This is a genomic window from Burkholderia sp. MSMB1835 (assembly GCF_001526365.1).
Taxonomy (GTDB): domain Bacteria; phylum Pseudomonadota; class Gammaproteobacteria; order Burkholderiales; family Burkholderiaceae; genus Burkholderia.
This window is the reverse complement of sequence record NZ_LOYP01000009.1, coordinates 24,579-41,835: the sequence shown is the minus strand read 5'-3', so window position 1 is coordinate 41,835 and position 17,257 is coordinate 24,579. Positions and strand designations below refer to the sequence as shown.

Below are 17,257 nucleotides of genomic sequence, written 5' to 3'. Positions count from 1 at the left end.
GGATTCTGATCGACAACGAGCGGCGCAAGCCGGACGAAGCACGATGACTTACGCGGTCAAGGAAATTTTCTACACGTTGCAGGGCGAGGGCGCGAATGCGGGCCGGCCGGCCGTGTTCTGCCGGTTCGCCGGCTGCAACCTGTGGTCGGGCCGCGAAGAGGATCGTGCGGAGGCCGTGTGCCGCTTCTGCGATACGGACTTCGTCGGCACCGACGGCGAGAACGGCGGCAAGTTCAAGGACGCCGCGGCGCTCGTCGCGACGATCGCCGGCCTGTGGCCGGAGGGCGAAGCGCACCGCTTCGTCGTCTGCACGGGCGGCGAGCCGATGCTGCAGCTCGACCAGCCGCTCGTCGACGCGCTGCATGCGGCGGGCTTCGAGATCGCGATCGAGACCAACGGTTCGCTGCCGGTGCTCGAATCGATCGACTGGATCTGCGTGAGCCCGAAGGCCGATGCGCCGCTCGTCGTCACGAAGGGCAACGAACTGAAGGTCGTCGTTCCGCAGGACAACCAGCGGCTGGCCGACTACGCGAAGCTCGATTTCGCGTATTTTCTCGTGCAGCCGATGGACGGCCCGTCGCGCGACCTCAATACGAAGCTCGCGATCGACTGGTGCAAGCGTCATCCGCAGTGGCGGCTGTCGATGCAGACCCATAAATATCTGAACATTCCCTGAGCCACGGCTTTTGACATCGTGCTGATTACCCGAAAACTCGAATTCGACGCGGGCCACCGCATTCCCGATCACCGCAGCCAGTGCAGGAACCTGCACGGCCATCGCTACGTGCTCGAAATCACGCTGCGCGGCGATCTCGTCGATACCGAGGGGGCGCCCGACCGCGGCATGGTGATGGATTTCGCCGACGTGAAGGCGCTCGCGGTCGAGCATCTCGTCAGCAAGTGGGACCACGCGTTCCTGGTCTATGCGCGCGACGAGGTCGTGCGCTCGTTCCTCGAGCAGATGGCCGACCACAAGACCGTCGTGCTCGACCGGATCCCGACCGTCGAGAACCTCGCGGCGATCGCGTTCGACCTCCTCGCGAACGTGTACGACGCGCACTACGGCGTGAACCTGCGCCTCGAGCGCGTGCGCCTGTACGAGACGCCGAACTGCTGGGCCGACGTCGAGCGCCAGCCCGGCCGCTGACCCTGCCCTCCCGCGAGGCAGCCGCGCCGTCCGGCGTGGGCCGCCTCGTCGCTGCCGCCGCCGGCTCGCCTTCCTCCGCGCCGTGCCGGTACGGCTTCCCCCGTCTGTTCCCGCATTGAGCACCCCGCCGCGCTATGATCGTCGTGCGGCACCGAAAAACGCTCGCGTGAGCGATTGCGCGGCCCGCGCTGTCAGATCGGCCGGCCCGGTCCGACTCACGTTCTCCGGCGCGCGATCCGCCGCCGTCGCATGCTTCGATTGCCCGGCGGCGCGCGTTTCGCTTCGCCTGTTGCTTGTCCCGTTCGATTGCCGTTCCGTTCCGGAGGCCGTATCGATGAGCACGCTCACCAATTCCCTCAAACAACGCCTGCGCGACGGCGACGAGCCGCTGTACGGCCTGTGGCTGTCGCTCGGCAGCGACTCGGCCGCGGAGGCGCTCGCGCATGCCGGTTACGACTGGCTCTGCATCGACATGGAGCATGCGCCGAACGACAGTCGCGACGTGGCGTCGCAACTGCGCGCGATCGCCGCGGCGCACCTGCCGAGCGAGCCGGTCGTGCGCGTGCCGGCGCGGGAGCCGTGGCTCGTGAAGCGCGCGCTCGACGCCGGCGCGCGCACGCTGATGTTCCCGTGTATCGAGACGCCCGACGACGCCGCGCACGCGGTGCGGCTCACGCGCTTTCCGTCGCGCGAATCGCCCGACGGGCTGCGCGGGGTCGCAGGCATGGTGCGCGCGGCGGCGTTCGGCATGCGCCGCGACTACCTGCAGACGGCGAATGCGCAGGTCGCGGTGATCGTGCAGGTCGAATCGGCGCGCGGCGTCGACGAAGTCGAGCGGATCGCGGCGACGCCCGGCGTCGATTGCCTGTTCGTCGGCCCGGCCGATCTCGCGGCGAGCCTCGGGCATCTCGGCGATATCCGCCACCCGGACGTCGAAACCGCGATGGCGCGCGTGCTCGCGGCCGGCAAGCAGGCCGGCGTCGCGGTCGGCATCTTCGCCGGCGACACGGCGGCCGCGCGCCAGTATCGCGAGGCCGGTTACCGGATGATCACGGTGTCGGCCGACGTGAGCTGGCTGCTGCGCGCGACGCGGCAGGCGTTGCAGGAGGTACGGTCATGAACGGCACAGACGGTGCGTGCCGCCGGCGCGCGCGGATCGGGACGATGGTCGGCCTGTGGGCCGTGTGTGCGGCCGCCGCCGCGCAGGGCGCGCCGCAAGCGAAGCCCGATCCGTCGCACGAGACGCAATCGGCGGTCGCCGACTACAACGCCGGCGACTATCGCGCGGCGCTGGTGCAATTCCACGATGCGGCCGAGCGCGGCGATCGCCTCGCGCAGTTCAACTACGCGATGATGCTGCTGACGGGGGAAGGCGTGACGGCGAACGTCGATGAAGGGCTGCGCTGGCTGAAGCGGGCGGCGGACGCGAACATGTCGCATGCGCAGTACGTATACGGCCGGATGTTCGACGACGGCGAGTTCGTCGCGCGCAACCCGGCCGAAGCGCATCGCTGGTTCCTGCGGGCCGCGAAGCAGGGGCACGTGCAGGCCGAGCTGTCGCTCGCGAACCAGTTCCTCGACGGGCGCGGCACGCCGCGCGACAACCGGCAGGCATTCGCGTGGTACAAGCAGGCCGCCGACGCGGGCGAGCCCATCGCGCAGTACGTGACCGCGTCGTTCTACGAGCGCGGCGGCGACGGCGTCGCGCAGAACCTGAACATCGCACGCGCGTATTACGCGGCGGCAGCCGCGCAGGGCGACGAGACGGCCGGGCTGAAATTCAAGGAGTTGAGCGCGCGGCTGAAGGCGCCGACGCCGGCGTCGGGCGCCGGCGCGGAACAAGGCAAGCCGCACGCGCCGCCGCAGTAAGCGGCCCGCGCCCAAGCCATCCAGGCGGTTCATCGAAACACGCCCCAAAAGGCTGGATCGAGTCGAATCCTTGGGGCGCAGCTCACGCCGGCATCGTCGTTTCCGAGCGCCGCGGTGCGGGCCGCGCGCTCAGCTCTTCATCAGCCGCCGCTGCCGCCCGACGCTCATGATCATCCCGATCGCGATGCCGAGCGTCGTGAGCGCGGTGCCGCCGTAACTCATGAACGGCAGCGGCACGCCGACGACCGGCAGCACGCCGCTCACCATCCCGATGTTGACGAACGCGTAGACGAAGAACGCGAGCGTGAGCGAGCCCGCGAGCAGCCGGCCGAACAGCGTCGCGCCCTGCGCGGCGATGTAGAGCCCGCGCGCGATCAGCGCCATGTACAGCGTCAGCAACACGAGGCCGCCGGCGAGCCCCCATTCCTCCGAGAACACCGCGAAGATGAAGTCGGTGTGTTTCTCCGGAATGAATTCGAGGTGTGCCTGCGTGCCCTTCAGGTAGCCCTTGCCGAGCACGCCGCCCGAGCCGATCGCGATCACGGCCTGGATCGTGTGGAAGCCCTTGCCGAGCGGGTCGGACGTCGGGTCGAGCAGCGTGCACACACGGTGCTTCTGGTAATCGTGCATCAGCGGCCACTGCACTTCGGGCTGGCAGATGCGCTCTTCGAACACGGCGATCGAGCCGACCGCGATCACGCCCGCGACGAGCACCGGCACGATCAGCTTGAACGACAGGCCGGCGAGGTAGATCACGAAGAAGCCGGCCGCGAACACGAGCAGGCCCGTGCCGAGGTCGGGCTGCTTCGCGATCAGGCCGACCGGCACCAGCAGGATCCCGAACGCGGCGACGAAGTCGTACCAGCGCAGCCCGCCTTCGCGACGCTGGTAGTACCACGCGAGCATCAGCGGCGTCGCGATCTTGAGGATTTCCGACGGCTGGATCACGACGCCGACGTTCAGCCAGCGCTTCGCGCCCTTCTTGGTCATCCCGAACAGCGCGACGGCGATCAGCAGCGTGACCCCGAACGTGTAGAGCGGGACCGCGAAGCGCATCAGCGTGGTCGGCGGGATGTTGGCGATCACCCACATCAGCACGAACGTCAGCAGGATGTTGCGCAGCTGGTCCTCGACGCGGCCCGGCACGTCGATCGACGCGCTGTACAGCGTGACGATGCCGACGCACAGCAGCAGGAACACGATGAGCGCGAGCGGGCGGTCGAACCCCGCGAACATCTGCTTGATCTTGTCGAGCCAGGCGCGCTTGTCGAATTGCATGCCTTTCTCCGTCAATGAGCGGTGCCGGCGTCCGCCGCTTTCGCGGGGGCCGTCGCACGGTGGTTGTCGTCCCGCGGCGTGGCGACGAGCGGCTGCGCGTCGCTCGCGGGCCGGCGCGGCCGGTGCGGGCGTCGGATCGGCGGCAGGCTCGCGGCCATCGGCGCCGCGGCGCTCGCGTCGGCCGGCGGCGTGGCAGTGGCGCCGGCGTCGGCCGTGCCGGAGGCCGCCGATGCGGCCGATGCCGCCTCGGCCGCGCTGGCCGCCGACGGCACGACCGGCTGCGGCAGCGCGGTGAAGCCGGCCGCGATGGTGGCGGGCTTCGAGGTGTCGCCGACCACGGGCGCGCTCACCGGCTCGGTGGCCGACGCCGCGGCGGCCACGGCCGCGGCCTCGTTTTTCGGGTTCTGGCGCTCGACCAGGTAGTAGTCGAGCACGCGACGCGCGATCGGGCCGGCGGCCTGGGCGCCCCAGCCGCCGTTTTCGACGACCAGCGCGACGGCGATCTGCGGGTGGTCGACCGGCGCGTACGCGATGAACAGCGCGTGGTCGCGCAGATGTTCGGCGAGCAGGTGCCCCTTGTAGTTCGAGCCCTGCAGCGAGAACACCTGCGCGGTGCCGGTCTTGCCGGCGGCGAGGTACGGCGCGCCGCGGAACACCTTGTACGCGGTGCCGGACGGGTTCTCGATCACGTTCTCCATCCCGCGCTTCACGACGTCGATGTCGGCCGCCTTCAGCGGGATCACGTCGCTTTCCTTCGGCACGGTCAGGTGGCGCGCGCGCGAGATCGGATCCTCGACCTCCTTCACGAGGTGAGGCTTCATCACGACGCCGTTGTTCGCGAGCGTCGCGGTCGCGTGCGCGAGCTGCAGGATCGTGAACGAGTTGTAGCCCTGGCCGATCCCGAGGCTGATCGTCTCGCCGTCGAACCACTTCTGCTGCGCGGCCTTCTTGAATGCCTTCTTCTTCCAGTCGGTCGACGGCAGGATCCCGCGCGCCTCGCCCTGGATGTCGATACCGGTGATCTGGCCGAAGCCGAACGGCTTCATGAAGTTCGCGATCGCGTTCACGCCGAGGTCGCGCGCGAGCATGTAGAAGTAGGTGTCGTTCGACACCATGATCGCCTTGTTCATGTCGACCCAGCCCTGGCCCGAGCGCACGTCGTTGCGGAACGTGTGGCCGCCGAACGTGAAGTAGCCGGGATCCTGGAAGCCCCAGCCCGGCGTGCGCTTGCCGAGCGTCAGGCCGGCCAGCGCCATGAACGGCTTGTACGTCGAGCCGGGCGGGTAGGTGCCGTGCAGCGGGCGGTTCAGCAGCGGCTTGTCGGGCGAGTTGTTCAGTTCGTCCCAGGTCTGCTGGTCGATGCCGTCGACGAACGAATTCGGGTCGAAGCTCGGCGACGACACGAACGCGAGCACGTCGCCCGTCTTCGGCTCGATCGCGACGAGCGCGCCGCGCTTGCCCGCGAACGCCTGCTCGGCAACCTGCTGCAGCCCGATGTCGAGCGACAGCACGAGGTTGTTGCCGGGCGTCGCCTGCGTGCGCGACAGCGTGCGCACCGGCCGGCCGCCGGCCGTCACCTCGACTTCCTCGAAGCCGGTCAGCCCGTGCAGCTCGGTTTCGTAGCTCTGCTCGACGCCGATCTTGCCGATGTAGTCGGTGCCCTTGTAGTTGTTCGCGTCGCGGCGCGGATCGTAGTGTTCCTGGTCGCTGTCGTTGTCGTCGCTCATCGCGTCGATGCGATCCTGGTCGCGCTTCGAGATCCGGCCGATGTAGCCGATCACGTGCGCGGCCGTCATGCCGAGCGGGTACTGGCGGAACAGCCGCGCGCGCACGTCGACGCCGGGGAACCGGAAACGCTGCGCGGTGAAGCGCGCGACTTCGGCGTCGGTCAGCCGCGTGCGGATCGGCAGGCTCTCGAAGTTCTTCGAGTCTTCCTGCAGCTTCTTGAAGCGGCGGCGGTCGCGTGCGTCGATCGGGACGATCTCGGACAGCTTGTCGATCGTGTTGTCGAGCGTGTCGTCGAGCTTCGACGGCGTGATCTCGAGCGTGTACGCCGAGTAGTTCTTCGCGAGGATCACGCCGTTGCGATCGGTGATGATCCCGCGGTTCGGCACGATCGGCGCGACCGAGATGCGGTTTTCCTCGGCCTGCAGCGCGTATTTGCCGTGCTGCATCAGCTGCAGGTAGAAGAAGCGGCTCGCGAGCAGCCCGAAGCAGACGAACACGAACACGCCCGCCGCCGCGACGCGCAGGCGGAACCTCGAGAGCTGCTGTTGGGTGTCGTTGAATTCGGTCATTTAAGGGCAATCTGGCCCGCGCGCGGGCGCGGGCGAGGTGCCGCCCCGGAGCACGGCGCGCGGCGGGCGTGGGGGCGGCGGGTATTCAAGGTCGGTCCGGCTCAGATCGGGCGCGTATCGTCCGGGTCGACCGGGCGGCGTTGCGGCATCAGCAGCAGATGGCTCGCGATCGGCCACAGCGCGGCTTCGACGAAACCGTCGACCAGATAGCGCCAACCGGGGAACGCGGCGCCCATCAGCAGGCGGATCACGAACGGGACGAGCTGCGCGCCGACCAGCAGCGGCGTGACGTACAGCACCTGCACGCCGATCGGCATCCACAGCACGCGGCGGTGGATCGTGATCGCGCCGTACGACAGCAGCGTATAGGCGAGCGCGTGCTCGCCGAGCAGCCCCGCGTCATGCACGTCCATCAGGATGCCGAGCGCGAACGCGACGCCCATCCCGACCTTGCGCGGCTGGTGGATGTTCCAGAACAGCAGCACGAGCGCGACGAAGTCGGGCACGCCGGGCAGGCGGCCCCACGGCATCAGGTTCAGCAGGAACGCGGCGGCGAGGCTGAAGACGATGAAGTACGGATTGACCGGCTGCAGGATGTATTGCGGGCGGTTCATCGCTGGGCTCCCGATTGCCCGGCGGCGGGCTTGGCCGGCGCGGCGGGGGCGGCCGGCGCCGGCTTCGCAACGGCGGGCTGGGCCGCGGCGGCCGGTTTCGCGTTCGCGTCGGCCTTGTCGGCTTTCTCGGCCTTCGCGGCGGCTTTCGCGCCCTTCTTGCCCTTCGCGTTCTTGTCGGCGGCGGGATCGGGCTCGGCCGGGCGCGGCGGGATGTCGTTCCGGTAATGCAGCACGAGCATCTGGCGCGCGCCGCGCACGGCCGCGACCGGGGCGCAGGTCACGCGGGCGAACGCGGTATCGGCGAGCTTGTCGACGCGCACGACCTTCGCGACCGGCAGGCCGGGCGGATAGACGCCGTCGAGGCCGCTCGTGACGAGCTCGTCGCCGGCGACGAGATCCGCGCTCGTCGGCACGAAGCGCAGGTCGAGCGAATCGCCCTTCGGCGTGCCGTAGATCACGCTGCGCAGGCCGGTGCGCAGCACCTGCACGGGAATCGCGAGATCGCGGTCGGTGACCAGCGTGACTTCGGATTGCAGCGGGAACACGCGCGTGACCTGGCCGACCACGCCGTCCTCGCTGACGACGGGCGAGCCGTCCTGGATGCCTTGCTGCGAGCCTTGCCCGACCACGATCTTCTGCGTGAACGGGTCGCTCGTGTCGTACTGGATCTCGACCGGCGTCGATTGCGTCGCGATGTGCTGGCGCAGCTCGAGCACCGCACGCAGGTGCGCGTTTTCCTGCGCGAGCACGGCGGCCTGGTTGGCCTGCGTGGACAGTTGCAGGTTGCGCTTGCGCAGGTCGTCGTTCTCGTGGCGCAGCGACGCGCCGGTGACGGCGATGTCGGCCGCGCCCATGAACAGGTCGCGCGGGACGAGCGCCGCGCGTTGCAGCGGATAGAGCACGGTGCCGAGCACGCCGCGGACGATTTCGAGCGTGCTGAAGCGCGCGTCCGACACGAGGAGCGCGATGGCGAGGGCGACGAAGAAGATGAGCCGCGCGAGCGCGGGCGGACCTTGCTTGAAGAGGGGCGGCGGACTGTATTCCATGGTCGGCGCCGGGCGCGTGTGATCGGTTAAATAATGCTCAGACGCGCAAACGGCGCGGCGGTTCGTTCTGAACGAGCGATCCGGCCACGCCGCGGGTGCGTCATATCAAACGGGACTGCCTAGGCGATCACTCGGCGATCACTCGTACGAGAAGATGCTGCCCAGCTTGTCCATGCGCTCGAGCGCCATGCCCGAACCGCGCACGACACAGGTCAGCGGATCTTCCGCGACGAGCACCGGCAGGCCGGTTTCTTCCGCGAGCAGACGATCGAGGTCGCGCAGCAGCGCGCCGCCGCCCGTCAGCATCATCCCGCGTTCGGCGATGTCGGCGCCGAGTTCCGGCGGCGTCTGTTCGAGCGCGATCTTCACCGACGACACGATCTGGTTCAGCGGATCGGTCAGCGCTTCGAGGATTTCGTTGCTGGAGATCGTGAAGCTGCGCGGGATGCCTTCCGACAGGTTGCGGCCCTTCACTTCCATTTCCTTGACTTCGGAGCCCGGGAACGCGGAGCCGATTTCCTTCTTGATCGCCTCGGCGGTTTGCTCGCCGATCAGCATCCCGTAATTGCGGCGGATGTAGTTGACGATCGCCTCGTCGAACTTGTCGCCGCCGACGCGCACCGAGCCCTTGTAGACGATGCCGCCGAGCGAGATCACGCCGACTTCGGTCGTGCCGCCGCCGATGTCGACGACCATCGAGCCGGTGGCTTCCGACACCGGCAGGCCCGCGCCGATCGCGGCCGCCATCGGCTCCTCGATCAGGTAGACCTGCGACGCGCCGGCGCCGTGCGCCGCTTCCTTGATCGCGCGGCGCTCGACCTGGGTCGAGCCGCACGGCACGCAGATGATGATGCGCGGCGACGGCGAGAACATGCGCGACTCGTGGGCCGTCTTGATGAACTGCTTGATCATCTGCTCGGTGACGGTGAAGTCGGCGATCACGCCGTCCTTCATCGGGCGGATCGCCTCGATGTTGCCCGGCACCTTGCCGAGCATCTGCTTGGCTTCCTTGCCGACCGCCTGGATCGTCTTCTTGCCGTTGGGGCCGCCTTCCTGGCGGATCGACACGACGGACGGCTCATCGAGCACGATGCCCTTGCCGCGCATGTAGATCAGGGTGTTTGCGGTGCCGAGGTCGATCGCGAGATCGTTGGAGAAGTAGCTGCGCAAAAAACCGAACATTCAGAATCCTGTTTCGCTCTGGGCCGGCCCTGCATAGCGAGCGCTGAGGGCGGCAGCGGAAAAAATAACAGCCTCGGGAAGCGTGGCGGAAGCGGCCGCCGCGGCGCACGAAGCTGCGAGTGATGTCTACCGGGGATCGCACGAAGCACGCACGGCTTGCCGAAGAGGGGCGAAACGGTGCGGGAAAAGGCTGCCGGGTTTGGGTCGAACGCGTAATGATACCTTATAATTTCTCGGTATTTGAATCGAAACGGGCGGTATTTTTGCCGCTTCGGCCCCGATTTTTGAGGGTGGGATCGCACCCTCCAACCCCCCGCCGCAGTGCTGCTTTCGACGCACTGCGCAGTCTTGTTTTTCCGGTGATCGCATGGCCCTGACCCTGACCGATGTGAAACGCATCGCGCACCTGGCGCGACTCGAAATGGCCGACGCCGACGCCGAGCACATGCTCGGCCAGCTCAACGAATTCTTCGGCCTCGTCGAGCAGATGCAGGCGGTCGACACCGCCGGCATCGCGCCGCTCGCCCACCCGATCGAACAGATCCAGGAAGTCGCGCAGCGCCTGCGCGACGACGCCGTGACGGAAGTCGTCGATCGCGACGACAACCAGCGTCCGGCGCCGGCCGTCCAGGACGGCCTCTATCTCGTGCCGAAGGTGATCGAGTAAGCATTCGATGACAAGCGCGCCGGCCGCCCGACGCCGCGCGCCACCCAGAATTCCCAGGAAAACCACTCAATGCACGCAAAAAGCCTGACCGAACTGCGCGCCGCGCTCGCCGCCAAGGAATGCTCGGCCGTCGAGCTCGCGCAGCACTACCTGAAACGGATCGACGCCGCGCGCGACCTGAACGCGTTCGTTCAAGTCGACGCCGATCTCACCCTCGCGCAGGCGAAAGCCGCCGACGCCGAACTCGCGCGCGGCGCGGGCGGCGCGTTGACCGGCCTGCCGATCGCGCACAAGGACGTCTTCGTCACGCGCGGCTGGCGCTCGACCGCCGGCTCGAAGATGCTCGCGAACTACGAGAGCCCGTTCGACGCGACCGTCGTCGCCCGCCTGCAGGCGGCCGGCATGGTCACGCTCGGCAAGACCAACATGGACGAGTTCGCGATGGGCTCGTCGAACGAGAATTCCGCGTTCGGCGCGGTGAAGAACCCGTGGGACACGAACGCGGTGCCGGGCGGCAGCTCGGGCGGCAGCTCGGCCGCCGTCGCCGCGCGCCTCGCGCCGGCCGCGACCGGCACCGACACCGGCGGCTCGATCCGCCAGCCCGCGTCGTTCGCGGGCGTGACGGGCATCAAGCCGACCTACGGCCGCGTGTCGCGCTACGGGATGATCGCGTTCGCGTCGTCGCTCGACCAGGGCGGCCCGATGGCGCAGAGCGCGTCCGACTGCGCGCTGCTGCTGAACGCGATGGCCGGCTTCGACGAGCGCGACTCGACGAGCCTCGAGCGCGACGACGAGGACTTCACGCGCCACCTCGGCCAGCCGTGGGCGGCCGGCAACGACGCGGGCAAGCCGCTCGCCGGCCTGCGCATCGGCTTGCCGAACGAGTATTTCGGCGAAGGCCTCGCCGACGACGTGCGCGCGGCGATCGACGCGGCGCTCAAGCAATACGAAGCGCTCGGCGCGACGCTCGTGCCGGTGTCGCTGCCGAAGACGGAGCTGTCGATCCCCGTGTACTACGTGATCGCGCCGGCCGAGGCGTCGTCGAACCTGTCGCGTTTCGACGGCGTGCGCTTCGGTCACCGCGCCGCGCAGTACGGCGATCTGCTCGACATGTACAAGAAGTCGCGCGCCGAAGGCTTCGGGCCTGAAGTGAAGCGCCGGATCCTGGTCGGCACCTACGTGCTGTCGCACGGCTACTACGACGCGTACTACCTGCAGGCGCAGAAGATCCGCCGCATCATCGCGAACGATTTCCAGGAAGCGTTCAAGTCCTGCGACGTGATCATGGGCCCGGCGTCGCCGACGGTCGCATGGGATCTCGGCGCGAAGGGCGACGATCCGGTGCAGATGTATCTCGCGGATATCTACACGCTGTCGGTGAGCCTCGCCGGCCTGCCCGGCATGAGCGTGCCGTGCGGCTTCGGCGCCGGCGCGAACGCGAAGCGCCCGGTCGGTCTGCAGATCATCGGCAACTATTTCAACGAAGCCCGGATGCTGCAGGTCGCCGACGCGTTCCAGCGCGCGACCGACTGGCACAAGCAAGTACCGGCAGGGGTGTAAGCACATGGCTACTCAGTGGGAAGTCGTTATCGGTCTGGAGACGCACGCGCAACTGTCGACCGTCTCGAAGATTTTCTCGGGCGCGTCGACGCAGTTCGGCGCCGCGCCGAACACGCAGGCGTGCCCGGTCGACCTGGCGCTGCCGGGCGTGCTGCCGGTGCTGAACCGCGGCGCGGTCGAGCGGGCGATCCGCTTCGGCCTCGCGATCGGCTCGACCATCGCGCCGCGCAGCATCTTCGCGCGCAAGAATTATTTCTACCCCGATCTGCCGAAGGGCTATCAAATCAGCCAGTACGAGATTCCGGTCGTGCAGGGCGGCTCGATCACGATCCAGGTGCCCGCCAACGAGAAGGCCGGCAAGCCCGCGTACGAGAAGACGGTCAACCTGACCCGCGCGCACCTCGAGGAAGACGCGGGCAAGTCGCTGCATGAAGACTTCGCCGGGATGACCGGGATCGACCTGAACCGCGCGGGCACGCCGCTGCTCGAGATCGTCACCGAGCCGGAAATGCGCAGCGCGGCCGAGGCCGTCGCGTACGCGAAGGCGCTGCACGGGCTCGTCGTGTGGCTCGGCATCTGCGACGGCAACATGCAGGAAGGCTCGTTCCGCTGCGATGCGAACGTGTCGGTGCGCCCGGTCGGCCAGGAGAAGTTCGGCACGCGCGCCGAGATCAAGAACCTGAACTCGTTCCGGTTCCTCGAGGAAGCGATCAACTACGAAGTGCGTCGCCAGATCGAGCTGATCGAGGACGGCGGCGAAGTCGTGCAGGAAACGCGCCTGTACGATCCGGACAAGCGCGAGACGCGTTCGATGCGCAGCAAGGAAGACGCGCACGATTACCGCTACTTCCCCGACCCCGACCTGATGCCGCTCGTGATCGGCCAGGACTGGATCGAGCGCGTGCAGTCGGGCATGCCCGAGCTGCCGGCCGCGATGCAGCAGCGCTTCGTCGACGAGTACGGCGTGTCCGCGTACGACGCGGGCGTGCTGACGTCGAGCAAGGCGATGGCCGCGTACTTCGAAGCGGTGGTCGCGAAGGCCGGCGCGGCGAACGCGAAGATCGCCGCGAACTGGCTGATGGGCGACGTGTCGTCGCAACTGAACCGCGACGGCATCGAGATCGACGCGATTCCGGTGTCGGCCGCGCAGCTCGCGCTGTTGCTGCAGCGCATCGCCGACGGCACGATCTCGAACAAGATCGCGAAGGAAATCTTCGCGACGATCTGGGACGAGAAGGCGACCGACGACGGCGCGGCCGATCGCATCATCGACGCGAAGGGCCTGAAGCAGATCTCGGACACCGGCGCGCTGGAAGCGATCATCGACGAAGTGCTCGCGGCGAACGCGAAGTCGGTCGAGGAATTCCGCGCGGGCAAGGAAAAGGCGTTCAACGCGCTGATCGGCCAGGCGATGAAGGCGACGAAGGGCAAGGCCAATCCGCAGCAGGTCAACGAACTGCTGAAGAAGAAGCTCGGCTGAGCATGCGCGCGCGCCTGAACCGCGCTTGACGACGGGCCGCTCCGAACCAGTTCGGGGCGGCCCGTTGCGTTTGGTGGATGCGTTATCGTATGCATCGCACCGTCCAACGGAGGAACGAATGGCGAAACAACCGTCGCTCGACGATTTCCGCGTGCCCTACAGCACGCGCGAGAAGGAAGCCGCCGCATTCAAGCTCGACGCGTTCGACCCGGCCGCGAAGCCGTTTTCGTCCGGCTCGAAGGAAGCCGACCGCGAACGGCTGTCGGTCGTGTCGACCGAGCTCGACGTGCAGCAGGAGCGCCTGCACACGCAGCAGAAGAAGCGCGTGCTGCTCGTGCTGCAGGGGATGGACACGAGCGGCAAGGACGGCACCGTGCGCGCGGTGTTTCGCGAGGTCGATCCGCTCGGCCTGCGCATCGTGCCGTTCAAGGCGCCGACGCCGATCGAGGCCGCGCACGACTTCCTGTGGCGCGTGCATGCGCAGGTGCCGGCGGCGGGCGAACTCGCGATCTTCAACCGCAGCCACTACGAAGACGTGCTGGTGCCGCGCGTGCTCGGCGCGATCGGCGACAAGGAGTGCGAGCGCCGCTACCGGCAGATCCGCGATTTCGAGACGATGCTGTTCGAGAACGGCACGACCATCGTCAAGTGCTTCCTGCACATCTCGAAGGACGAGCAGCGCGCGCGGCTGCAGGCGCGCATCGACGATCCGACCAAGCACTGGAAATTCGACATCTCCGATCTCGACGCGCGCAAGCACTGGGACGCTTACCAGTCCGCGTACCGCGACGCGCTCGCCGCGACGTCGGCCGAGCACGCGCCGTGGTACGTGATCCCGGCGAATTCGAAGACGCACCGCAACGTGATGATCGCCGAGCTGCTGCTGCGCACGATGACCGACATGAAGCTGGAATTCCCGCCGCCGAAGCCCGAGCTCGAAGGCGTGAAGATCCGTTAAGCTGCCACCCTGTAAAAACATCGAACTGAACGGAACCCGACATGATGCGAGTGATTACCGCCAACCTGAACGGCATCCGCTCCGCCGCGAAGAAGGGCTTCTTCGACTGGCTCGGCGAGCAGAACGCCGATTGCGTGTGCGTGCAGGAAATCAAGGTATCGGCCGACGACCTGCCGGCCGAATTCGTCGAGCCGCACGGCTTCAAGAGCTATTTCCACCACGCCGAGAAGAAGGGGTACAGCGGCGCGGGCGTGTACAGCCGCCGCGAGCCCGATGACGTGATCATCGGCTTCGGCAGCAGCGAATTCGATCCCGAAGGGCGCTACGTCGAGGCGCGCTACGGCAAGCTGTCGGTCGTGTCGGTGTACGTGCCGTCCGGATCGAGCGGCGAAGAGCGCCAGCAGGCGAAGTACCGCTTCATGGCCGAATTCATGCCGCACCTCGCCGCGCTGAAGAAGAAGCGCGAGGTGATCCTGTGCGGCGACGTGAACATCGTCCACAAGGAAATCGACATCAAGAACTGGAAGAGCAACCAGAAGAATTCGGGCTGCTTGCCGGAGGAGCGCGAGTGGCTCACGAAGCTGTTCGACGACGTCGGCTACGTCGACGTGTTCCGCACGCTCGACCCGCGTCCCGAGCAGTACACGTGGTGGAGCAACCGCGGCCAGGCGTACGCGAAGAACGTCGGGTGGCGGATCGATTACCAGATCGCGACCCCGGGTGTGGCCGGTACCGCGAAAAGCACGTCGATCTTCAAGGACATCAAGTTCAGCGACCATGCGCCGCTGACGGTGGATTACGACTACCAGAAGTGATGGCCGGCGTTGCGCCGCGCGCGCAGCCGCCGGGCGAGTCGTCCCGGTCGCCGGATGAAAGACGGGCCGCCTGTTCCGACGGGCGGCCCGTTTCGCTTGGGGCGGCGCTTACTGCTTCAACGACGCCATGTCGATCACGAACCGGTACTTCACGTCGCTCTTCAGCATCCGCTCGTAGGCCGTGTTGATCTGCTGCATCGGAATCGTCTCGATGTCGGACGTGATCCCGTGTTCCGCGCAGAAGTCGAGCATTTCCTGCGTTTCCGCGATGCCGCCGATCAGCGAGCCCGCGAGGCGGCGCCGCTTGAAGATCAGGTTGAACACCTGCGGCGACGGGTGGTCATGCTCCGGCGCGCCGACCAGCGTCATCGTGCCGTCGCGCTTCAGCAGGTGCAGGAACGGATTCAGGTCGTGCTGCGCGGCGACCGTGTTCAGGATGAAGTCGAAGCTGTTCAGATGCGCGTTCATCTGCGCCTCGTCCTTCGAGATCACCACTTCATGCGCGCCGAGCCGCTTGCCGTCCTCGATCTTCGACGGCGACGTCGTGAACAGCACGACGTGCGCGCCCATCGCGCGCGCCAGCTTCACGCCCATGTGGCCGAGGCCGCCGAGACCGACGATCCCGACCTTCTTGCCGGGGCCGACGTTCCACTGCCGCAGCGGCGAGTAGGTCGTGATCCCCGCGCACAGCAGCGGCGCGGCGCCGGCCGGGTCGAGCGTGTCCGGCACGCGCAGCACGAACGCCTCGTCGACGACGAGCTGCGTCGAATAGCCGCCGTACGTGATGTCGCCGGTGACGCGATCCTGGCCGTTGTAGGTGCCGACGAAGCCGTTCTCGCAATACTGTTCGAGACCTTCCGCGCAGCTCGCGCAGGTGCGGCACGAATCGACGAGGCAGCCGACGCCGACCAGCTCGCCGACCTTGAAGCGCGACACCTGCGGGCCGGTCGCGGTCACGCGGCCGACGATTTCATGGCCCGGCACGACCGGATAGATCGTGTTGCGCCATTCGTTGCGCGCCTGATGAAGATCCGAGTGGCAGACGCCGCAATAGAGGACGTCGATCTGGACGTCGAGGTCGCGCAGCGCGCGACGCTGGAATTCGAACGGGGCGAGCGGCGACTGCGAATCCGTCGCCGCGTAGGCATAGGTTGTGCTCATGCGGTGGGCTCCTTGTCCGGAAAAGATCCGGCGAAACAGACTGCCGTCGCATCGTGTGGCGATGCGGCGAGACAGGTGCCTATCGTAAGGAGCGCACCGCCGCGGTGAAATACCCGAAGGTCTGGAAGATTTGCCTATTCCTCTCGAATTGCCCGCGAACAGCCGTCAAAATACGTTCGCGGTGCTACATTGCAAGCCAGATTCTCTTGCACGACAGGACGACGCCGATGAGCTTCCAGCCCCTTTTCGACGACTCGGGCGACCGTGTGCGGTGCCGCATGATCGAGCTGCATTCGCGTCTCGCGCCGAATGAAGGCGATACGCTGGCGGCGCTCGACGGCGTGCGCTTCATTCGTGTGAGCCGTCCGGTGCCGCGCATGCCGGTACTGTACGAACCGAGCATCGTCGTCGTGTGCCAGGGCCGCAAGCTCGGTTATCTCGGCGATCGCTCGTTCGTCTACGACGCGCAGCAGTATCTGGTGCTGTCGGTGCCGCTGCCGTTCGAGTGCGAAACCTTCGCGACCCTGGACGAGCCGTTTCTCGCGATCTCGATCCGCGTCGATCTCGCGGTGATCGCCGAACTCGCGATCCTCCTCGACGAGACGCTCGGTGCCGCGGTCAGCGAGCCGCACGGCGTCTATTCGACGCCGCTCGATGCGCCGCTCGCCGACGCGGTGGTGCGCCTGCTCGAAACACTCGCGTCGCCGCACGACACGCGCGTGCTCGGGCCCGCGATCATGCGCGAGATCGCGTACCGCGTGCTGACCGGCGCGCAGGGCGATGCGATTCGTGCGGCGCTCGTCCAGCAGCATCATTTCGGCCGCGTCGCGAAGGCGCTGCGCCGCATCCATGCGGACCTGAAGGCCGATCTCGACGTCGAGACGCTCGCGCGCGAGGCCGGGATGAGCGTCGCGGTGTTCCACGCGCAGTTCAAGCACGTGACGGCGACGTCGCCGATGCAGTACGTGAAGGCCGCGCGGCTGCACCAGGCGCGGCTGATGATGGTGCAGGACGGTGTCGGTGCGGGCGCGGCGGCCGCGCGGGTCGGCTATGCGAGCGCGTCGCAGTTCAGCCGCGAGTTCAAGCGGCTGTTCGGCCGCAGCCCCGGAGACGAAGTGCGCTGGATGCGCGACAGCGGGGTGCGCCCGGCGATGGCCGACGTGGACGCGTAGCGTCCGCCGTT

General features: G+C 67.6%; 16 protein-coding genes. 10 read left to right on the top strand and 6 right to left on the bottom strand.

Annotated features, from left to right (window positions below):
* Positions 1 to 43: 43 nt before the first annotated feature.
* From queE to WS96_RS04870, 4 genes are all read left to right on the top strand, one after another.
* A complete protein-coding gene (queE, locus tag WS96_RS04885) occupies positions 44 to 676 on the top strand; it encodes a 7-carboxy-7-deazaguanine synthase (protein ID WP_059780752.1) in 633 nt (210 codons plus the stop codon).
* Positions 677 to 694: 18 nt separating this feature from the next.
* Positions 695 to 1,147 carry a 6-carboxytetrahydropterin synthase QueD gene (queD, locus tag WS96_RS04880; protein ID WP_027785754.1) on the top strand — a complete coding sequence of 151 codons (453 nt, stop codon included), beginning with the start codon at positions 695 to 697 and terminating at the stop codon, positions 1,145 to 1,147.
* 334 nt (positions 1,148 to 1,481) lie between these two features.
* Positions 1,482 to 2,267: an HpcH/HpaI aldolase family protein gene (locus WS96_RS04875; protein ID WP_034208690.1), complete on the top strand. Its 786-nt coding sequence runs from the start codon at positions 1,482 to 1,484 to the stop codon at positions 2,265 to 2,267.
* Positions 2,264 to 3,016, top strand: coding sequence for a tetratricopeptide repeat protein (locus WS96_RS04870; RefSeq protein WP_059830997.1), 753 nt, complete (start codon positions 2,264 to 2,266; stop codon positions 3,014 to 3,016). The genes WS96_RS04875 and WS96_RS04870 overlap by 4 nt, the downstream gene beginning before the upstream one ends.
* Before the next feature lie 129 nt (positions 3,017 to 3,145).
* On the opposite strand, the gene rodA is transcribed toward WS96_RS04870, so the two are convergent.
* From rodA to WS96_RS04845, 5 genes are all read right to left on the bottom strand, one after another.
* A complete protein-coding gene (gene rodA / locus WS96_RS04865) occupies positions 3,146 to 4,294 on the bottom strand; it encodes a rod shape-determining protein RodA (protein ID WP_034208688.1) in 1,149 nt (382 codons plus the stop codon).
* An 11-nt stretch (positions 4,295 to 4,305) separates the two neighbouring features.
* Complete coding sequence (gene mrdA, locus WS96_RS04860; protein WP_034208687.1) at positions 4,306 to 6,591, bottom strand: penicillin-binding protein 2; 2,286 nt, start codon at positions 6,589 to 6,591, stop codon at positions 4,306 to 4,308.
* A gap of 101 nt (positions 6,592 to 6,692) precedes the next feature.
* Complete coding sequence (mreD, locus tag WS96_RS04855; RefSeq protein WP_027785749.1) at positions 6,693 to 7,205, bottom strand: rod shape-determining protein MreD; 513 nt, start codon at positions 7,203 to 7,205, stop codon at positions 6,693 to 6,695.
* Positions 7,202 to 8,251, bottom strand: coding sequence for a rod shape-determining protein MreC (gene mreC, locus WS96_RS04850; RefSeq protein ID WP_034208685.1), 1,050 nt, complete (start codon positions 8,249 to 8,251; stop codon positions 7,202 to 7,204). The genes mreD and mreC overlap by 4 nt, the downstream gene beginning before the upstream one ends.
* A 138-nt stretch (positions 8,252 to 8,389) precedes the next feature.
* Entirely contained in the window at positions 8,390 to 9,433 is a 1,044-nt protein-coding gene (locus WS96_RS04845) for a rod shape-determining protein (RefSeq protein ID WP_004189550.1), read from the bottom strand.
* Between the two features lie 367 nt (positions 9,434 to 9,800).
* Between WS96_RS04845 and gatC the strand changes: the two genes are divergently transcribed.
* From gatC to WS96_RS04820, 5 genes are all read left to right on the top strand, one after another.
* Positions 9,801 to 10,100 (top strand): Asp-tRNA(Asn)/Glu-tRNA(Gln) amidotransferase subunit GatC, encoded by a 300-nt coding sequence (gene gatC, locus WS96_RS04840; RefSeq protein WP_006485929.1) that lies wholly within the window; start codon positions 9,801 to 9,803, stop codon positions 10,098 to 10,100.
* Between the two features lie 69 nt (positions 10,101 to 10,169).
* On the top strand, positions 10,170 to 11,660 hold the full coding sequence (gene gatA, locus WS96_RS04835; RefSeq protein ID WP_059830996.1) for an Asp-tRNA(Asn)/Glu-tRNA(Gln) amidotransferase subunit GatA: 1,491 nt from the start codon (positions 10,170 to 10,172) through the stop codon (positions 11,658 to 11,660).
* A 4-nt stretch (positions 11,661 to 11,664) separates the two neighbouring features.
* Complete coding sequence (gatB, locus tag WS96_RS04830) at positions 11,665 to 13,140, top strand: Asp-tRNA(Asn)/Glu-tRNA(Gln) amidotransferase subunit GatB (RefSeq protein WP_059830994.1); 1,476 nt, start codon at positions 11,665 to 11,667, stop codon at positions 13,138 to 13,140.
* Positions 13,141 to 13,258: 118 nt separating this feature from the next.
* Complete coding sequence (locus WS96_RS04825; RefSeq protein ID WP_034208682.1) at positions 13,259 to 14,098, top strand: polyphosphate kinase 2 family protein; 840 nt, start codon at positions 13,259 to 13,261, stop codon at positions 14,096 to 14,098.
* A 41-nt stretch (positions 14,099 to 14,139) separates the two neighbouring features.
* A complete protein-coding gene (locus WS96_RS04820; RefSeq protein WP_006494378.1) occupies positions 14,140 to 14,913 on the top strand; it encodes an exodeoxyribonuclease III in 774 nt (257 codons plus the stop codon).
* A gap of 108 nt (positions 14,914 to 15,021) precedes the next feature.
* On the opposite strand, the gene WS96_RS04815 is transcribed toward WS96_RS04820, so the two are convergent.
* Positions 15,022 to 16,074: an NAD(P)-dependent alcohol dehydrogenase gene (locus WS96_RS04815; RefSeq protein WP_034208680.1), complete on the bottom strand. Its 1,053-nt coding sequence runs from the start codon at positions 16,072 to 16,074 to the stop codon at positions 15,022 to 15,024.
* Positions 16,075 to 16,301: 227 nt separating this feature from the next.
* Between WS96_RS04815 and WS96_RS04810 the strand changes: the two genes are divergently transcribed.
* Complete coding sequence (locus tag WS96_RS04810; protein WP_059831073.1) at positions 16,302 to 17,246, top strand: AraC family transcriptional regulator; 945 nt, start codon at positions 16,302 to 16,304, stop codon at positions 17,244 to 17,246.
* The last annotated feature ends 11 nt before the right edge of the window (positions 17,247 to 17,257 follow it).